This window comes from Allorhizobium paknamense (assembly GCF_030815125.1).
GTDB classification, from domain to species: domain Bacteria; phylum Pseudomonadota; class Alphaproteobacteria; order Rhizobiales; family Rhizobiaceae; genus Allorhizobium; species Allorhizobium paknamense.
Window position 1 is genome coordinate 655,370 of record NZ_JAUSWH010000001.1, and the last position, 17,496, is coordinate 672,865.

Below are 17,496 nucleotides of genomic sequence, written 5' to 3' on the forward strand. Positions count from 1 at the left end.
CCGTCAAGGATTATTTTCCTAAAAATGATTTTTCTGACCGGAATTTTAGCAGAGCGTCCGGATTATAGGAAAATAAACAATATTCTTGGATCACCTCTCCACCCCCCAACGCCCTCTGGACATCCCCTCAAACCCGCCTATGTTATCGATAACATTTCCAGACCCACAAGGAGTCCAGTTATGCCAGCCCCCGCTCAACCCCGCTTCACCGCCGCCCTCGTGGCCGGTTTCATCGGCGGCAATCTCTCCAGTTTCGTCAAATGGGGTACGGAAAATCCGCTACCGCCGCGCACGCCCGACCGCGCCATCCCCCCGGCGGAAATGCTTCAGGACATGGGGTTCAACGTCAAGGCCATGACCTATACCTATTCCGATCATGTGGTGAATTGGGGCGTGGCAGGCGTCCACCACCTGTTCTCCATCGGCTTTGCCATGGCCTATTGCCTGGCAGCGGAAATCCTGCCGCTCGTCACCCTCTGGCAGGGCCTGCTCTTCGGCCTTATCGTCACCGTCGCCTTCCACGGCGTGGTCCTACCCGTCTTCGGCTGGGCGCCGCCGCTCTGGCAATTGCCACTGGATGAACTGGTATCGGAAACCATCGGCCATCTTCTCTGGGCCTGGACCATCGAAATCGTCCGCCGCGATTTCCGCCACCGCCTACAGCGCCGTGCGCCATATATGGCGCACAAAGCTTCGCTGTAGCGCTTTATATCTGCTGCATAATTTTCACCTTAAATCGATGCCGATTTAAGGAATTATGCAGTCGCTTGAAAAAGCTTACAGGGACGCCGCCTTTTGCGGGTCCGCCAAAGGCTTTGCCTCGCGCAGCATGGTCGCCAGATCCCGCAAAATCCGCGTACTCGCCACGGAAAGGCTGCGCGGACGCACAAAGGCCGGGTCCGGCGGCGGTCGCTCGCCCGCCTTGGCCTGCGCCACCGGCTTCTGCGCCATCACCGCCGGTTCCAGCACGCCGGGAATGGGCCGGATCGCCATGCCCTGATGGGCATAATCCATAATGGTCTTGAAGGTCATGGCGGGCAGCGAGCCGCCGGTCATGTTGTTGGTGGAGGTGTAGTCGTCATTGCCAAACCACACTGCCGTGGTGAAATTGCCGGTAAAGCCCACAAACCACGCATCGCGATAGGCCTGCGTCGTGCCGCTCTTGCCTGCGGTCAAAATGCCGTCCAGCGCCGCTTTCCGCCCCGTGCCGATATAGGGCACCTTGGTGAGCATCTGGTTCATATAGCCCGCGGCTTCCTCGCTCAAGACCCGGCGCGGCGGCGGCTCATCGCGGTCGAAATCATAGAGCACGCGCCCCCGATAATCGAGGATCTCGGCAATGCCGTGGCGGCGTGATTGCACACCGCCCGCCGGCAGCACGGCATAGGCCGTCGCCTGATCCATCACCGTCACTTCCGAGGTGCCGAGCGGAATGGTCACATCCTTGCGGATCGGGCTTTCCACCCCCATGGCCTTGGCCATCTTGATCACCGGGTCCAGCCCCAGCCGTTCCTTCACCAGCCGTACCGGAATGGTGTTGATGGATTTCGCCAGCGCCGTGGTCAGCGTTATGCGCCCGGCATAGCTGTTGCCGTAATTCTTCGGGCTCCAGTTGCCCCAGCTGATCGGCGCATCCACCACCATGCTGTCCGGCTTCAGCCCTGCCTCCATCGCCACTGCATAAGTGTAGATCTTGAAGGAAGACCCCGGCTGGCGCAGGCCCCGCGTCGCACGGTTGAACTGGCTTTCGCCATAATCACGCCCGCCCACCATGGCGCGCACCGAGCCGCCATTTTCCACTGTCACCACCGCCGCCTGCTTGACCTTGTATTCCTCGCCAAAGTCGCGCAGCGTATTGGCCACCGCCGCCTCTGCCACCTTCTGCAGGCCGGGGTCCAGCGTGGTGCGCACGATCAGCGAATGCTCGGGAAACCGCGCGGCAATCCGCTGCACTTCGTCAAAGGCCCAGTCCAGGAAGAAATCCGGCGCTTCCTGCTCGCCCCGGTCCACCACGCTGGCCGGATTGCGCCGGGCGGCAATCACCTGCCCCTCGCTCATCAGCCCGCTCTGCACCAGATTGCTCAGCACTTCGTTGGCGCGCCCGCGCGCGGCAGGCAGGTTCACATGCGGCGCATATTTGGCCGGCGCCTTGAAAAGCCCCGCCAGCATAGCCGCTTCGGCCAGATTGATGTCGCGCACGCTCTTGCCGAAATAAAATTGCGCCGCCGCCGCCGCGCCAAAAGTGCCGCCGCCCATATAGGCCCGGTCGAGATAGAGCGAGAGAATGTCTTTCTTGCTCAGATTGGCCTCCAGCCACAATGACAGAAAGGCTTCCTTGATCTTGCGCTCGATGGAACGCTCATTGGTCAAAAACAGGTTCTTCGCCAATTGCTGCGTCAGCGTGGAACCACCCTGCACCACGCCGCCCGCCTTGGCATTTTCGCTCAGCGCCCGGAAAAGCCCGATGAAGTCGATACCATAATGGTCAAAAAACCGCCGATCCTCGGTCGCCAGCACCGCCTTCACCAGATTGTCCGGCAAATCCTCGAAAGGCACGGAATTTTCATGGATAATCCCGCGATGGCCAATGACATTGCCGTAGCGGTCCAGAAAGGTCACGGCAAAATCGCCGCGATTGCGCCAGTCCTTCTCTGTCTCCTGAAAGGCAGGCTTGGCCAGCGCCAGCATCACCACGGCACCCGCCGTCCCCAGCGTCATGCCCTCGCCCAGCACTTCGAAAAATATCTTCTTCCAGCCGCGCATGCGAAAGCGGCGAAAGAAGATCGTCAGCTCTTCCCAGATCTCGCCTGCGCGAAAACCGGCATTCCACAGCGTCGAATCGAGCCAGGCATCGATCTTCAGAAACATGTGCCGCCTGCGGCGCGGCTTCTCGTCCGTCATTGCCGGTTCTCACCACCGTTGTCGGCGCGCCTGCACCTCACTGCGTCAGGCTCCGTTCTCGAAACACGCTTGACAGCAAGGCCAAGCACGCCCATCAGTCGACCCTTCCGCATCCCTGCCGCCTGAAAGGCGGGCTGAAAGGTCTGGCGCAAGCCCGTCCCGAAGCTTCTCCATCATGGCATTGATCATATGCGAGTCAAATTTTAACGAAACGATAACGACCACCCCCGTCACAAGGAGCCCCGCGTGAACAGCAATGACGCTTTCTGGAAGGTGAAAAGCCTTGCCGAGATGAGCCAGAGCGAATGGGAAAGCCTCTGCGACGGCTGCGGCCTGTGCTGCCTCAACAAGTTGGAGGATTGGGATACGGGTGACGTGGTCTTCACCTCCATCGCCTGTCGCCTGCTGGATGGCGAAAGCTGTCGCTGCAAGGACTATGAAAACCGCCAGGCCACCGTGCCGGATTGCATCCAGCTCACTGTCCAGCAAGTGGATGAAATCGCCTGGCTGCCACCCACCTGCGCCTACCGTCTGGTGGACGAAGGCCGCGATCTCGCCTGGTGGCACCCCCTTGTCTCCGGCGATCCCGAAACCGTCCACACCGCTGGTATTTCCGCCCGGGGCCGCACCATCAGCGAGGAAGAGGTCCCGCTGGACGATTTCGAAAACTATGTCTGCGACTGGCCCCTCACTGTGGGCGAGACCACACAGCCGTCATGAGTATTAATCACATCTAATGCACGCTTCGCGCAAGCTACGCCCTTTAGTTTTCCCTGATAACTTTTCCAGAGGGGAGACTCCGGTGGACGGCCAGGTCAAACGCGATACCGCCCAAAGCGAAGAACAACAGTTCCAGCAGGCCATGGAGGACATCGCTGTCCTGCAGCCGCATCTGGCGCATCCGAAAGGCATGGAGGCGCTGGCCGCCATGCAGGGCAGGCGCACGCTGGAATTTGCAGCCGCCCTCTCCCACGCCAATCCCTTCTTCCTGCCCACCATGGACGCCGACAGTGCCGAGCGTCTCAAGATAACCCTTGCACAACTGGCGGAACTCACGTTCAGGGCGCGCCTGACAGCAAGCCGGGCCTCTCAACCCAATATTCTCGTGGCTTGCGCACCAAAATCGGCATCGACCTTCATTACTGCCGCGCTGATCGACGCGCTGAAACTGCTGCCCGCCAGCCTCGCCACGCCCACATTGAGCCCATTTTCCAGCTCCATGCTCGGTGCAAATCTTCGTTCGCAGGAAACCGACGAACTGGCCCTGCTGCGTCACGGCCTGAACGGTCTCGGCTATGTGGCACAACATCACATCCGCTGCACCCCCTACCTCGCCCACCAGATGGCGCTCTACAATATCCGCCCCATCGTCACCATCCGCAACTTCTTCGATACGCTGGTCAGCCTCGATGATATGTATCTGCAATGGCATGCCGGAAACCGCGCGATACCTACGAATTTCTTCGATGACGGCCTGCCCGCACACTATGCGCAAATGCCCTTCGAAGAACGGCTGGACATGCTGGTTTCGGCGCAGGCCGTCTGGTACGCGCAATTCCTGCTCAGCTGGCAGATGTGCGAGAAGATAAACCTCGTCAAACCGCTCTGGGTCTCCTACGAGACCGACTTCCTCGGCGACAAGGCGGCTCTCGCCGCCCGCATCGCCACCTTCATCGGCGGCAATCAAGGCGATGCGGAAAAAATCGCCGCAGCCCTTGTCGACAAGCGTGACGGCGACCGGAAGCGCATCAACCGCGGCGTTGCCGGCCGCGGCGCCGATGTGCCGCAGGCGGTCCGGGAAAAGGCCATGGCCATCTTCGACCGCTACACCACCAGCGGCGACATGACCCCGCTGGTCGGATAAGCACTCCTACGAACTATCATTGAAAATGGCAGTTCGTATTCCCCTTTCGAATATCTCAAGCCGTTGATGCATTACAAAAGCCACGGGCACGTCCGGTCAAGCCATCCTCACGGGACGTGGCCGAGGCTCAGATCGATCCTGACGAACCTTCGCTGTCATTATTTTCAAGTTCTTACCCGCAAGAGCCGCAACATCTGCTGGCGGAACCTGCCCCCGCAGCAGCAACACCGCGCGCGGCTTTCAAAGATGTTGCCTTTATTCGGAAATACTCCAATCCTCACTATAGAAGAGCGTGACTGATGACATTCTTCAATTTTCACCCTCAGAAAAAAGGGGTTTTTGTCCAAGAATGTTCTGAGAAGGCACAATTGTCCGCTTCTGATGCGCCACCCCAGGACCACCTGACCAAAGCCGGGACAGGCACCCTTACCCCCACATCTGCGGGGTTTTTTTCGGGTGTATTTCACCAGGTTGTGAATGGTTCTCAACTTTTTTTGGTTGTTAGCAATTCTTGTATTGCGAGGTATAAAGACTGATGTAATAGGGAGGGAAAAACATTCACTAGTTTTTCTCATATTGTTCCTTGAGTCGGAAGGAAGGCTGATTATGAATATCGGAGAAGCCGCCGCCGCATCCGGCGTTTCCGCCAAAATGATCCGTTATTACGAAGAAATCGGACTGGTCATGCCGGCGCGCCGCACGGCCAGCAATTATCGCGTTTACAGTGACAATGAAGTGCACCGCCTGCGTTTCGTGCGGCGTGCCCGCATGCTGGGCTTTTCCCTGGAAGAGACGGAGCGCCTTCTGGCCCTGTGGAGCGAGCCCGCCCGCAAGCGTGGCGATGTGCGCGAACTGGCCATGAGCCATGTGCGTGAACTCGAGGAAAAGATGGAAGCCATGCGCGGCATGGTGGACACGCTGAAAAACCTCGTTGACCACTGCGAGGACGAGACCGGGCCGAACTGCCCCATTCTCGACCGGCTCTCGGGCGATGCCGCTGCTGAAGCCGAAGCTAGAGACGATGCCATGAATTCGGAGCTTGAGGACGCTTGACCCCTTGACCTTCCCCCTGCCGGAAGGTGCATGAAGGGGAGACAAGTCGAAAGGAGCGCCCGATGAGCGAGATTGCCGAATTCTACGTAGAAGACATGACCTGCGGCCATTGCGAGGCCACGGTCAGAAAGGCGCTGGAAGAGACCCTCCCCGGCGCCGCCGTCGAGATTGACCTGAAAGCGCATAGCGTCAAGGTCGAGGCAAATGCGGCCAAGGCCGAAGAGGTCATCAAGGATGCGGGCTATACACCCGTGTTGAGACGCACCTGAACCCTGGGGGCGGGGGGATGGGGCGGACGGCCGGTCGCTTCTGGCGCCGGCCGTCACTGTTTTGGCGAACTGCCTTGTCCTTGTGACGCCTTGTCCCCTGCCTTTTGCAGCGTCTCCGGGGTTTATCCCCGCAGCATGGCGCACGCGCCATCTCCCTGCCCTGATTTTGGGCTGTAGCGCTTTATGCGCGCTGCATAATTTTGGCGTTATACCAAGGCTCGAAGATGCTAACGCATCCTCGCCTTGAAAGGATTTCGAATATCTCAAATGCATCAAGGGCTTGAGATATTCGAAAGGGGAATACGATGAGTCATTTTCAATGACTCTTCGTATGAGAGTGTTGCCCCGTTTTCAGACGGAAAACCGGATTCCACTTTCCTGGAAACACCCTAAATCGGTTCCGGTTTCAGGAATTATGCGGTACCGCTTTGGAAAGCAGTCAACAAGGTCGAATCAACGGGTGTTTCGGGTTCCCTTTCTTGTCGCCGTGGCGCTCGCCGTGGCTTTTGGCCTCGGCATTCAGTCGGCGCTTCTGGCGCTCGATGCGACGGTGGGCTTTGGTGAAATCAAGATTGGCAGCTGGCGCGCCTTTCCGGAGGCCCAGACCAGCAGCGCCGACCCTTACGCACGCGCCCACCGTGCCAAGGCGGGCCGTCTGCTGATGGGCTCCGCCGAGGGGCTCACCTTCATTGCCAGCAGTGATGACAGCGGCGAGCGGCTGTCGGGCCTCTGCCGCTACCGGCTTGACGGCAGCCTGCCCCCTGCCCGCGCCTGGACGCTCTATGCCGCCGGGCTGGACGGCACGCCGCTCGCCGTGCCTGACACCCTTCCCGGCGCACTGAACTCGGTCATCACCCTGAAGCAACAGGATGGCGGCCTGACTGTCGAGATCGGCAGTCAGGCCGCACCCGGCAACTGGCTGGCGCTGCCGCCGGGCAACGGCCCTTTCCTCATCACCGTCACCCTGCTCGATACGCCTGCGGCGGGCAATTCCGGTCTGGTGGATGTCGCCATGCCGAAGATCGAAAAGATCGGGTGCGGCCATGCGTAAGCTGATATATGCCCTGCTGGTCGGCCTGATCGGCGCGCTGGTGCTGCACATCGTCATCATCCTGGCGCTGCCCCGCTTCACCGGCAAGGATGCCTATACGCGGGTGACGCGCGAGGGGCCTTCCCCCCGCTTCTACAGTCTGGCGAAAAAGCCGGATGGCACCGGCCTCGCCCAGACCGACCCCTATCTCCGGCAGGCGGTCTGCGCTTTCGACGTTACCCAGGCCCCCATCCGCCTCACCGCTCAGGGCAGCGTGCCCTTCTGGTCCATCGGCCTGTTCGACAAGGCTGCCAACGAAGTCTACAGCATGACCGACGCCACCGCCGTCGAAGGCCGGCTTGACATCATCGCCGGCACCGCCGCCCAGCTTTCGGCGCTGCGCAACGCCGAGCCCGACCTCGTCGCCCGGACCGTCTTGGTGGAAATGCCGCAGGCCGAAGGCTATGCGGTCCTGCGCGCCCTCGCGCCCCAGCCGAGCGCCCTGGCCGATGCGCAGGATTTTCTGAGCCGCGCCACCTGCTCCGCTCTCAAGACCTGATACCAGCACCCCCGTGTTTTCAGGGGAAACACCCCCTCAAAATGGAAAATAATCCTCACACACCCTCTTCCCGCCCGTGAAATCCACAGCGCGAGAGCCAGGCGAGATCTACCAAATCCCGCAGTTTTTCTCGGAGATTCAACCGGATAACGCCTGACATCCCAGACATTGTCCACAGGCTCCCTTCCCGCTGCCCCATCGGGCGGCTTTTCCCGCCGCTGTTTATTTTCCCCGCTTTCCTTTCCGGCGCATATGAATATAATCCTACAAAGGGAGATATTGGAATGCAGCCAGTTCAGGAAGACAAGGGCAAAAGACCGGAGCGCCTGCTGCGGCTTCTGTGCCATTCGGTGTCCAGGCTCACGGAGGAGATGCTGGGCATGATCGAGGAAGAGGTTTCACCCCCGCGCAACCGGCGGCGGCAGCGATGCCATATAAGACAGATGTCCATGTATTTATGCCACGTGGTGCTGGGAATCCCCCAGTATGAAATTGCTCGGGCCTTCGGTTACGATCGCAGTACGGTCAGCTATGCCTGCCACGTCGTAGAAGACCGGCGTGAAGACAAGGCCATGGATCAGTTGCTGCTGCGGCTGGAACGGGTGGTGGGCGTGCTTCTGGCCGTCTCGAAGGAGGCGGACAATGGCTGAGACGGCGAGCAGTTGCGCAAACCCTGCGCCCAAGGCCCTCGTGCGTCTTCTTAGCCTTTGCCGCAAGCCGCTGGCACTGAAGGAGGAAGACGGCATGGCTGACCTGATCGACGTGAAGGAGAACCGGCTCCTCGGCCGTTTCCCGCAGGCGCTGGTGGCGGAAGCCTGCCGCAACGGCCTTATCACCCGGCAAGGCGACAGCCTGAAGCCGACGGCAGAGGCGGAGGCCTTTCTCAAACGCGCCCGCGCCGCCCGCGACGAGGCGTTTGCCGTACAGCACGGCGAACGACGCGATGAACTGATGCTGGACGAAGGCGAAAAGCGCAAGGCGCGCCGCAATCTCGACCATTCGCCGCTGGCATCGCTTGCCCGGCTGCGTGACCAGCACGGTCAGGCCTATTTTCCGCCGGAAGCGGTGGAAGCCGGCGAAAGACTGGCGGAGGATTTCGAGCGCGGCCATATGCAGCCCCGCATCACCGCCTCCTGGGAACCGCGCCTTGCGCAGAAGGTGAAAGGCCAGCGCGCCAACGCGCCAGATCTCAAGGATAGCGCCCTTGCCGCCCGCAAGCGGGTCTCGGACGCGCTGATGGCGCTCGGCCCCGATCTCTCGGGCGTGGTGCTGGATGTCTGCTGCTTCCACAAGGGGCTGGAAAACATAGAGCGGGAGCGGCAATGGCCTGCCCGATCCGCCAAGCTGATGCTGCGCACTGCCCTTCTGGCGCTGGACCGGCACTACCGGCCGCAAGCCGGCCGTCCCACCCTGCCCCTGCACTGGGGCGCACCGGATTACCGGCCATCGACGGCGCTGTAACCGGTTTCGCGTGCGCCACAGGATTTGGGATGCGCTTCAGGTCGGCCCTGAAGCGCTTACGTCTCATCAAAGCTGGTCGAGCGCTTCGTTTACAGAGGTTTGCAAGCCATTGGCAAACCGCGCCTGAAGCAGGCTTGCGAAGTCGAATTCCAAACTGCTGGAGGTGGTATCCTCCGAGGACGTATCGCTGTCGCTGTCGCTCGATGCGGTGGTCGTATCGGTCGTGCTGGTCTCCGTAGAGGTCGCTTCGGTCGCCGTTTCGGTTTCCGTCGTATCGCTGCTCTCCTCGGCCGGCGGCGGACCGGGGGGCGGGCCAGGAGGCGGCGCACCGGGACCGGTGCTGGCGCTGGCCTCCACCGTGCCGGTGCCGGTTTCGTCTTCACTGGTCGTGTCGTCGCTGCTCGCCGTGGTGCCGTTCGAAGAGGCCGCCGCCATCAATTGCTGCAGCCAGGCATCGAATTCACTGAGCAGATCGGTGCTGTCCGAACTGTCGGAGTCGGAACTGCTGGAGCTGTCGCTGCTCGCCTGGGTCTCGTCGGTACTGTCCTCGCACGAAACCGAATCCAGCAACGCATCCCCCGAACTGCCGCTGCCACTGTCATCGCCCATCAGCGAGAGGAATTGCGCGCTGGCATCCTCGTCGCTCTGCGTCGAGGACGAACTGCTGCTATATGAAAAAAGTGACGAACTGCTGCTACTAACCTTCATGGGCCGCTCTCCGTGTTGGCCATGCCGTTTTCGGGTCTTGTCCAGGACAAGAATGACCATGCCGCAACCCCGCTCGCGCGGCATGTCTACTGCATAATTCCTTAAATCGGAATCGATTTAAGGATAAAATTATGCAGCAGATTTAAAGTGTTACAGCGTCCTTTGTGCGTTTGATAAAACGCACGGCGCTGTAATACGAAGGCTCGAAGATGCTGACGCATCCTCGCCTTGAAGATTGTTCGAATATCTCAATTGCGTTAGAGGCTTGAGATATTCGAAAACGGAATACCGAAGTCATCTTCAATGACCTTCGGTATGACTGTTGCCGTGTTGCCACGAGAGGCAACGCCCGTGAAAATTCCGGAGGCGACAATCCGACGCTCCTCATGGCGCCCTTCACCGAATATTTATGAAATATAACTAGTTGCTTGCGCGAGGCTTTCCAAATGCCCGGATGCCGGCGCTTTCCTTTCCGAGATTTAATGGTTGCAATCATTGACTTTCCGGGCCTGAAAGCCCTTATCCGTGGCAAAGCCTTGGGCCTCTGCAATCTGGGCACGCGTGCGGCACGCACGAAAAACGGTCTGCGGAAGCCCAGGAATGGCCAGAGAGTTTGAGGACTTGAAGTGACACGGCGCGTTCTTGCAGCAGTTTTCCTGATCATCATTGCCGCGGTGGCGGCCTGGTATGTCTGGCGTCCCGGTTCCGGCAGCGCCTCGGCCAATCTGCTCACGGCCCCCGTGACCCGCGGCGATGTGGAGCAGACGGTGCTGGCCACCGGCACCTTCAAGCCTTACCGGCTGGTGGCCGTCGGCGCCCAGGTTTCGGGCCGCATCACCGCCGTCCATGTCAAGGTGGGCGATACTATCAAGACCGGTGCGCTGGTGGCGGAGATCGACAGCGTCACCCAGCGCAACAGCCTGCGCACCTCCCAGGCCTCGCTGGCCGATGTGAAGGCGCAGCGCGTGGAAGCGGAAGCGACGCTGGTCAGCGCCGAGCTTTCCCTCACCCGCCAGCAGAACCTGCGCGCCAGCAATTCCGGCACCCAGGCCGATCTTGAAACCGCCCAGGCCACCCGCGACAAGGCCAAGGCCGCCATCGATGCGCTGGATGCGCAGATCGTCGAGGCGCAGGTGGCGGTGGAAACGGCGGAAGCCAATCTCGGCTATACCCGCATCACCGCGCCCATGGACGGCACCGTGCTGGCCGTGGTCAACCAGGAAGGCCAGACGGTCAACGCCACCCAGTCCGCCCCCACCATCATCATCCTCGGCCAGTTGGACAAGATGGTCGTGCGCTCGGAAATTTCCGAGGCCGATGTGGTGCGCGTCAAGCCCGGCCAGCCGGTCTACTTCTCCATCGTCGGCGATCCGGCCACCAAGCATGAGACCGTGCTGCAATCCATCGAGCCCGCGCCGGAATCGATCACCAGCGATTCCAGCGTCACCACCTCCACCTCCTCTTCCTCGTCCAGTTCCTCCAGTTCTTCGTCCAGTTCCTCGGCCATTTATTATAACGGCATCCTGACGGTGGATAATCCCGATGGCCGCTTCCGCACCTATATGACGGCGGAAGTGCATATCGTGCTCGGCAGCGCCAAAAATGTACTGACCGTTCCCGCCTCGGCCCTCACCGGCACGGAGGGTGGTGCTGCCAGCCTGCGCGTCGTCGATGCTGAGGGCAATGTCAGCCAGCGCAAGGTGGAGGTGGGGCTGAATGACGGCGTGCGCGCCGAAATCCGCTCCGGCCTGGCGGAGGGCGACAAGGTGGTGATCGGCGAAGCCAGCGCCGCGAGCACCGCCAGCAAATCGACCGGCGGCCCGCCGCCGCCGATGGGAATGTAACCCCATGGCGCTGATCGAACTCAAGGACGTCACGCGCGTCTACCGCTCCGGCGAGAGCGATGTGGCGGTGCTGAAAAACGTCAACCTCACCATCGAAAAGGGTGAGATGGTCTCGATCGTCGGGCCGTCCGGCTCCGGCAAGTCGACGCTGATGAACATTCTCGGCCTGCTGGATCGTCCTACCAGCGGCACCTATGGCATCAGCGGCCAGCGCACCGACCAGCTCGATTCCGATGCCCGCTCCGCATTGCGGCGAGAGCATTTCGGCTTCATTTTCCAGCGCTATCACCTGCTGTCGGACCTGTCGGCGGTCGGCAATGTCGAAATCCCGGCGATTTATGCCGGCATTTCTCCTGCGGAGCGGCGGGAACGGGCGCGCGGCCTGCTGCAGAGGCTCGGCATGGGCGAGCGGCTGCGCAACCGCCCCGGCCAACTCTCCGGCGGCCAGCAGCAGCGTGTCTCCATTGCCCGCGCGCTGATCAATGGCGGCGAGGTCATTCTGGCGGACGAGCCGACCGGGGCGCTGGACAAGAGCAGCGGCGAAGAAGTGCTGCGCATTCTCGATGAGCTGAATGCCGAAGGCCGCACCATCATCATCGTCACCCACGATCCCAATGTCGCGGCCCGCGCAGGCCGTATCATCGAGATCGCCGATGGCGAAATCGTCGCCGACCGGCGCAACGACCGCCGGAACGAACCGCGCCCCGCAGCCCCGGAGCCCGAGGCCAGGCGGCACCGGTTTCCCTGGGCGGACCGGCTGGGTGAAGCCTTTACCATGGCGTTGAAATCGCTGGCCTCGCACCGGCTGCGTACCTTCCTCACCATGCTCGGCATCGTCATCGGCATTGCCTCGGTGGTGTGCGTGGTGGCACTCGGCCAGGGCACGCAGCAGAAGGTGCTCTCCAACATCAACAGCCTCGGCACCAATACGCTGGAAATCTTCCCCGGGAAGAGCTTCGGCGATGTGCGCTCTGCCAAGATCACGACGCTGAAGGTGGCCGATGCCGATGCCATGGCGCGGCTGTCCTATGTCGCCGCCGTCACACCCACCGTTTCCACCTCCGGCACGGTGCGCTACGGCGCGACCGTCGCCAATGTACTGGTGAACGGCGTCGGCGAACAATATTTCACCGCCAAAGGCTCGAAACTGGTGGCCGGACGGCTCTTCGACCGCAAGAGCGTCGATACCCTCAGCCAGGATGCGGTGATCGACCAGAACACCGCCACCACGCTGTTTGGCGCCAATCCGCAGGATGCACTGGGCAAGACGGTGTTTCTCACCGATGTGCCGGTGCGCATTACCGGCGTGATTTCCACCCAGCAGGGCGGCTTCGGCGCCAGTTCCAACCTTTCGGCCTATCTGCCCTATACCAGCGTGCAATCCCGCTTTCTCGGCAGCATGTCGCTGCGCTCCATTACGGTGCGCCTGTCGGATAGCGTGGACAGCAATGTGGCCGAGGCCGCCGTCACCGACTTCCTCACCAAGCGCCACGGGGAGAAGGATTTCTTCATCCTCAACACCGATGACATCCGCCAGACCATCATCGCCACCACCCAGACGCTGACGCTGCTGGTGGCCGCCATCGCCGTCATCTCGCTGGTGGTGGGCGGCATTGGCGTCATGAACATCATGCTGGTCTCGGTCTCCGAACGGGTGGGCGAGATCGGCGTGCGCATGGCGGTGGGGGCAAGGCGGCAGGATATCTTGCAGCAATTCCTCATCGAGGCCGTGCTGGTCTGCCTGATCGGCGGTTCGCTCGGCATCGGGCTGGCGCTCAGCTTCGGCTTTGCCTTCTCGCTGGCGCAGTCGAACTTCCAGCTGATCTATTCCACCACCTCCATGGTGGCGGCCTTCACCTGCTCCTGCCTCATCGGCCTCGTCTTCGGCTTCATGCCCGCCCGCAACGCCTCGCGGCTGGACCCGGTCGCGGCCTTGAGCAAGGATTGAACAGGGCGCGGCAAGAGCCGCGCCCTGTTCCCCTCACGCACCGGGAATGAACGGCACGAGCAGTTTCGATCCATAGTCACCGCCGAAATGGATGATGTGGCGGCCCTTGTTGAGGGTGGGGATCGGCGGAATCTGCGGGAATTCCGGACGCACCAGCAGATCGATGCCGGTGATCACCAGTTCCAGCGTTTCGCCCGGCTGCCAGCGAATGCCATAGGGCCAGAAGCCGATCTCCACCGGCACGATTTCACCCGGCGTCAACTTGGCTTCCCGGTCAAAGGGCATGAAAGGCTGCAATTCGCTGGAGCGGGCGGGATCGGTGGCCCGCAGCGACACCCGCAAACGGCCATTGGGACCCACATGGGTCCGGTCGGTTACCACCGGGCATTCCTGCACCTTGCCATCGCGGTCGCGTTTGCGCACAAAGGCGAAGAGGTCCATATCGTCATGGCCCTCGGCCTCCACCCAGAGCTTTAGGTTGAAATAGCCGGTCAGTTCCGTCAGCTCATCGAAGGTGATGGCAAAGGCTACCCCTTGCCTGTCCGTGACATCATAGGAAAGGCTGGCCGCTTCGGCTTGCGGCTCCGGAGAAAGCACCGGCTTGCCATCCTTCAGGCCGAGATGCAGCGCCTTGACCTGCTGCCGCTCCAGCGGAAACGCCGTTTCCGCCCGGTTCACCACATCGCGATTGCCCGGATCGAGAACAGTCAGGCGAACGCGGGGCGTGGCCTCCCAGCCATTGTCGATCCCCTTCAGATAGCGGTCGAAGAAGCGGCGCAGATCCTCGACATGGACGGGGTTGAAGTAATCCGTCCACTCATGGGTATTGTGCACGCGCAGCCATTTGTCTTTCGAGGCCATGGCAGACCAGCCGCGAAACGTCCCGCCGGTGTGCAGCAGATTGGTCCAGGAGGCCACGACATAGGCCGGAAGATCAATGGCTTCGACCGGCGCAACCTTGCTTTGCCAATAAGCATCCAGCAGCCTGTGGGTTCTGGACATGGCCGGAATATCCTCCAGAAGCCCCTTGCCATAGAGGCGGCTGAAAATCCCTTCGGAAAACAGGAATTCCGGAATGCCGCCCCGGCAGGCGGTATCGCGGTAGATGTCCGATGCCCCCTCCCAGGGAGCGATGGCAGCCAGATGCGGCGGACGCTTTGGCGCGACGAACCATTGCGACATGGCCAGCATGGAATTGCCGGTGAGCCCGATCTTGCCATTCGACCAGGGCTGCACGCCTGCCCATTCGATCAGGTCATATTCATCCTCCGGCTCCTGCCGGCCCCAGGCGTGAATATCGCCTTCCGAACTGAAAACGCCACGGCTGTCCGGCGCGACGATCACATAACCATGCGCCACCCAATAGGCGGGCGTTGCCGCCTCGAACTTGTTGAGGCCGTCCTCCCAGGCCAGAGGCACATCCATGCGGGTGGGATGGCCAAAGACATCGCTGGTGAGAAAGCCACCGCGCTTGCCATAGGGGCTCCAGCCGATAATAGCCGGATAGTGCCCCTCCTCGACCGGACGGTAGAGATCCACACGGATGGTCACCCCATCCCGCAAGGTCACCGGCACATCCTGCTCCACCAGCACATCCGACTGCAGCGGCATGCCGCCCTCCAGGTGAACGCTGCCTTTCTTCAGCACATAGCTGCGTTCGTTCAGGCCGGGATAGGCCGACCCCTCAATGGGCGCGGCCTGCCGGAACAGAACCTCCACACCATCCAATAGCTTCGTCACACTCATGCGTTTCCTCCTTCACAAACGCTCCTCACACGGCTGCGGCGCAAGACAGCGCGACAGCAACCACGGCCAAGGTTACGACGGACAGGAAAAAATACAACAGTTGTTTAATTTATTTTTCAGCGCCAAGATTGACGCCATCGCGGCTTGCGGGGGAAAAGGGTGGGCAGAGACAGCACTTCAGCAGCGGCGAGAGCATGCAGGACCCAGAACCGGACGGCAGCAAAGCAAAGCGCAAGGCGCAAAGCCGGGCGGGCAGACCGCGTCTTGGCGCGGAAACGGGGCGTGAGACCATTTTATGCAAGGCGCTGGATGGCTTTGCCCGGCGCGGCTATGAGGGGGTGAATATCCGCGATCTGGCCAGGCAGGCCGGGGTCAATATCGCGCTGGCCAATTATCATTACGGCTCCAAGGCAGCCCTTTGGGAAGCCTGCCTGGAGCGGCTGCGCGAACGCGCCGCCCCTTCCATCGAGGAACTCACGGCAATTGCCGCATCCGGCCTGCCCTATGGCGACAGGCTTTGCCGGTTCTACGCCGCATTCATCCGCTTCAATGCCGCTCTGCCGGAGTATGGCCTGTTCATCCTGCAGGAAATGGTGCAGGCGGGGGAACGGCAGGCGCAGGTCAAGGTGGCGCTGGTGGACCCCTTTCATGACGTGACCCTGCCGCTTTTGCAGGAGGGGATCGCACTTGGCCTGATCCCGCCACAGGATGCGTCACTGCTGTTCTTCACCCATTCCATCGCCATTTCCCACGTCGTGGCCGGTCAGGGGCTGATCGCCTCCTTCCTTGAGGCGCAAGACAGGCGCGAACAGACGCTGGCAGAGCTGTTGCGCACCATGATCCGCTCCATCACCGGCGTCTTGCCGCAGGACTTCGAGCAGGCGCTCGCGAATGCCTAGTTCCTGGAATCGGACTCGTTTTCAGGAATTATCAAGCAGATTTAAAGGGTTACAGCGTCCTTTGTGCGGTAGAGAAAAGCGTGCCGGTTACTGCTTGCCTGCTGTCGCAAGCCCGCTGACGCACATCAGCACGGCGGTGGTGATGAACAGCCCCAGCCAGTCCAGGTCGACGGGAAGGTTGGCCAGCGGCAGCAGCGTTTTGAGACCGGAAAGCACAAGGATTTGCAGGACAATGACCAGCAGGAGGACGGCGGAGGACGGCTTGGATCCGCCGCTCTCTTCCCGCCGATGGGCAAGATCACGAGCATAGGCCAGCGTGAAGAGCGCCACCAGCGGCACGTTGGCACCGGCGAGCATCAGGCTCGCACCAAAGCGGGAATCGGGCAGCAAGATTCTGGCCATCTCCGGCGGCGCGGCAATCAGGAACGGCCAGACATAGCTCAGCACGAGTTGGGTCAGCAGCAGCGGCCAGATCAGCAGGTGCAAGCGCGTCCGGACGCCTTCGGCGGAAATGCCTGCCGTCAGGGCGCGAACCGTAAATGCCGTCAGCGCCACGGCCAGCACCACGGGAGCCAGCGCGACGCCGAAGGTTTGAAGCGTGAACGCGCCGCTCACCAGCAGTTCCAGATAGCCGGTCATCTGATGGGGCAAGGACAGCAGGAAGCTTGCAGCCAGCAGCAACCAGAGCCCATCGATCTGCCGCCGCGCCTGGCTGTGGATGAAGGCCATCAACAGGGCCGTGGCGCCGACGAGGCAGAGGATGGTGACCGGCACGAAGAGATCGCCGAAGGTCGAGCCGAAATGCTCAAGGGCGCGGGCAACGCCGTAGGCCTGAAAGCCGGCAACCAGCAAGGCAAGGATAACAGGAAGGACGGCGAACAACCGGCTCGCCGAAACCCAGCGCCGCCCGGCGGCAAAACTGCACAGAATAAGGATCAAAATCTCAAAATGCCCAAGGGCATTGATGATCGGCATCGGTCCGAGCGCCAGCACCGACACCCGCGCAAGTGCTGCGGAGGAATCGTCGGACAGGCCAGAGAGCAGGCTCCCGTCCAGACCCGGAAGGGAGATGCGATAGCCGATCAGCAGGATCAGCGCCGCCATCACGAGTCCAGCAAGCCCCTTACCACGGCCATATCCTGTTCGGGATGAAAGATTGGAGGCGAGCGCCATGGCATGTCCTTTTTGTAAAATGGCCGTCACATGAAAAGGAA

Annotated in this window: 16 protein-coding genes; 12 read left to right on the forward strand and 4 right to left on the reverse strand. The window is 61.3% G+C overall.

Annotation, left to right across the window (positions count from 1 at the left end; genetic code table 11):
• Positions 1-180 precede the first annotated feature (180 nt).
• Positions 181-702 (forward strand): YagU family protein, encoded by a 522-nt coding sequence (locus tag QO005_RS03090; RefSeq protein ID WP_307156474.1) that lies wholly within the window; start codon positions 181-183, stop codon positions 700-702.
• A gap of 75 nt (positions 703-777) precedes the next feature.
• Here QO005_RS03090 and QO005_RS03095 read toward each other — a convergent pair whose 3' ends face one another.
• Positions 778-2,901, reverse strand: a complete 2,124-nt coding sequence (locus tag QO005_RS03095; protein ID WP_307156475.1) for a transglycosylase domain-containing protein — start codon at positions 2,899-2,901, stop codon at positions 778-780.
• A gap of 246 nt (positions 2,902-3,147) precedes the next feature.
• Between QO005_RS03095 and QO005_RS03100 the strand changes: the two genes are divergently transcribed.
• The 8 genes from QO005_RS03100 (at position 3,148) to QO005_RS03135 (ending at position 9,137) form a co-directional block, all read left to right on the forward strand.
• Positions 3,148-3,621, forward strand: coding sequence for a YcgN family cysteine cluster protein (locus tag QO005_RS03100; protein ID WP_307156476.1), 474 nt, complete (start codon positions 3,148-3,150; stop codon positions 3,619-3,621).
• A gap of 82 nt (positions 3,622-3,703) precedes the next feature.
• Positions 3,704-4,765: a hypothetical protein gene (locus tag QO005_RS03105; protein WP_307156477.1), complete on the forward strand. Its 1,062-nt coding sequence runs from the start codon at positions 3,704-3,706 to the stop codon at positions 4,763-4,765.
• Between the two features lie 606 nt (positions 4,766-5,371).
• The gene (gene cueR, locus QO005_RS03110) at positions 5,372-5,818 is read left to right on the forward strand and encodes a Cu(I)-responsive transcriptional regulator (protein ID WP_307156478.1); all 447 of its coding nucleotides are present in this window, start codon (positions 5,372-5,374) and stop codon (positions 5,816-5,818) included.
• Positions 5,819-5,880: 62 nt separating this feature from the next.
• Positions 5,881-6,087, forward strand: a complete 207-nt coding sequence (locus QO005_RS03115; RefSeq protein WP_307156479.1) for a heavy-metal-associated domain-containing protein — start codon at positions 5,881-5,883, stop codon at positions 6,085-6,087.
• A gap of 460 nt (positions 6,088-6,547) precedes the next feature.
• Positions 6,548-7,138, forward strand: coding sequence for a DUF1214 domain-containing protein (locus tag QO005_RS03120; RefSeq protein ID WP_307156480.1), 591 nt, complete (start codon positions 6,548-6,550; stop codon positions 7,136-7,138).
• Positions 7,131-7,676 (forward strand): DUF1254 domain-containing protein, encoded by a 546-nt coding sequence (locus QO005_RS03125; protein ID WP_307156481.1) that lies wholly within the window; start codon positions 7,131-7,133, stop codon positions 7,674-7,676. Before QO005_RS03120 ends, QO005_RS03125 begins: the two co-directional genes overlap by 8 nt.
• 284 nt (positions 7,677-7,960) lie before the next feature.
• Positions 7,961-8,326, forward strand: a complete 366-nt coding sequence (locus QO005_RS03130) for a helix-turn-helix domain-containing protein (protein ID WP_307156482.1) — start codon at positions 7,961-7,963, stop codon at positions 8,324-8,326.
• Positions 8,319-9,137, forward strand: coding sequence for a DUF6456 domain-containing protein (locus QO005_RS03135; RefSeq protein WP_307156483.1), 819 nt, complete (start codon positions 8,319-8,321; stop codon positions 9,135-9,137). Before QO005_RS03130 ends, QO005_RS03135 begins: the two co-directional genes overlap by 8 nt.
• Before the next feature lie 66 nt (positions 9,138-9,203).
• Here the strand turns inward: QO005_RS03135 and QO005_RS03140 are convergent, their stop codons facing one another.
• Positions 9,204-9,905: a hypothetical protein gene (locus QO005_RS03140; protein ID WP_307156484.1), complete on the reverse strand. Its 702-nt coding sequence runs from the start codon at positions 9,903-9,905 to the stop codon at positions 9,204-9,206.
• Positions 9,906-10,471: 566 nt separating this feature from the next.
• On the opposite strand from QO005_RS03140, the gene QO005_RS03145 reads away from it, so the two are divergent.
• Together QO005_RS03145 and QO005_RS03150 are read left to right on the forward strand one after the other, a co-directional pair.
• A complete protein-coding gene (locus QO005_RS03145) occupies positions 10,472-11,689 on the forward strand; it encodes an efflux RND transporter periplasmic adaptor subunit (protein WP_307156485.1) in 1,218 nt (405 codons plus the stop codon).
• 4 nt (positions 11,690-11,693) lie between these two features.
• The gene (locus QO005_RS03150; protein ID WP_307156486.1) at positions 11,694-13,637 is read left to right on the forward strand and encodes a MacB family efflux pump subunit; all 1,944 of its coding nucleotides are present in this window, start codon (positions 11,694-11,696) and stop codon (positions 13,635-13,637) included.
• A gap of 33 nt (positions 13,638-13,670) precedes the next feature.
• Here QO005_RS03150 and QO005_RS03155 read toward each other — a convergent pair whose 3' ends face one another.
• Positions 13,671-15,383 (reverse strand): CocE/NonD family hydrolase, encoded by a 1,713-nt coding sequence (locus QO005_RS03155; RefSeq protein WP_307156487.1) that lies wholly within the window; start codon positions 15,381-15,383, stop codon positions 13,671-13,673.
• A gap of 194 nt (positions 15,384-15,577) precedes the next feature.
• Here QO005_RS03155 and QO005_RS03160 point away from each other — a divergent pair, with 194 nt between their 5' ends.
• Positions 15,578-16,282: a TetR/AcrR family transcriptional regulator gene (locus QO005_RS03160; RefSeq protein WP_307156488.1), complete on the forward strand. Its 705-nt coding sequence runs from the start codon at positions 15,578-15,580 to the stop codon at positions 16,280-16,282.
• 87 nt (positions 16,283-16,369) lie between these two features.
• Here the strand turns inward: QO005_RS03160 and QO005_RS03165 are convergent, their stop codons facing one another.
• Complete coding sequence (locus QO005_RS03165) at positions 16,370-17,455, reverse strand: hypothetical protein (RefSeq protein ID WP_307156489.1); 1,086 nt, start codon at positions 17,453-17,455, stop codon at positions 16,370-16,372.
• Positions 17,456-17,496: the final 41 nt, after the last annotated feature.

What these genes read in the sequence shown, in the direction of transcription:
- QO005_RS03090 (WP_307156474.1), top strand. Translation starts at nt 181, where the DNA reads ATGCCAGCCCCCGCTCAACCCCGCTTCACCGCCGCCCTCGTGGCCGGT.
- QO005_RS03095 (WP_307156475.1), bottom strand. Translation starts at nt 2,901, where the DNA reads ATGACGGACGAGAAGCCGCGCCGCAGGCGGCACATGTTTCTGAAGATC.
- cueR (WP_307156478.1), top strand. Translation starts at nt 5,372, where the DNA reads ATGAATATCGGAGAAGCCGCCGCCGCATCCGGCGTTTCCGCCAAAATG.
- QO005_RS03115 (WP_307156479.1), top strand. Translation starts at nt 5,881, where the DNA reads ATGAGCGAGATTGCCGAATTCTACGTAGAAGACATGACCTGCGGCCAT.
- QO005_RS03125 (WP_307156481.1), top strand. Translation starts at nt 7,131, where the DNA reads ATGCGTAAGCTGATATATGCCCTGCTGGTCGGCCTGATCGGCGCGCTG.
- QO005_RS03130 (WP_307156482.1), top strand. Translation starts at nt 7,961, where the DNA reads ATGCAGCCAGTTCAGGAAGACAAGGGCAAAAGACCGGAGCGCCTGCTG.
- QO005_RS03135 (WP_307156483.1), top strand. Translation starts at nt 8,319, where the DNA reads ATGGCTGAGACGGCGAGCAGTTGCGCAAACCCTGCGCCCAAGGCCCTC.
- QO005_RS03140 (WP_307156484.1), bottom strand. Translation starts at nt 9,905, where the DNA reads ATGGTCATTCTTGTCCTGGACAAGACCCGAAAACGGCATGGCCAACAC.
- QO005_RS03150 (WP_307156486.1), top strand. Translation starts at nt 11,694, where the DNA reads ATGGCGCTGATCGAACTCAAGGACGTCACGCGCGTCTACCGCTCCGGC.
- QO005_RS03155 (WP_307156487.1), bottom strand. Translation starts at nt 15,383, where the DNA reads ATGAGTGTGACGAAGCTATTGGATGGTGTGGAGGTTCTGTTCCGGCAG.
- QO005_RS03160 (WP_307156488.1), top strand. Translation starts at nt 15,578, where the DNA reads ATGCAGGACCCAGAACCGGACGGCAGCAAAGCAAAGCGCAAGGCGCAA.
- QO005_RS03165 (WP_307156489.1), bottom strand. Translation starts at nt 17,455, where the DNA reads ATGGCGCTCGCCTCCAATCTTTCATCCCGAACAGGATATGGCCGTGGT.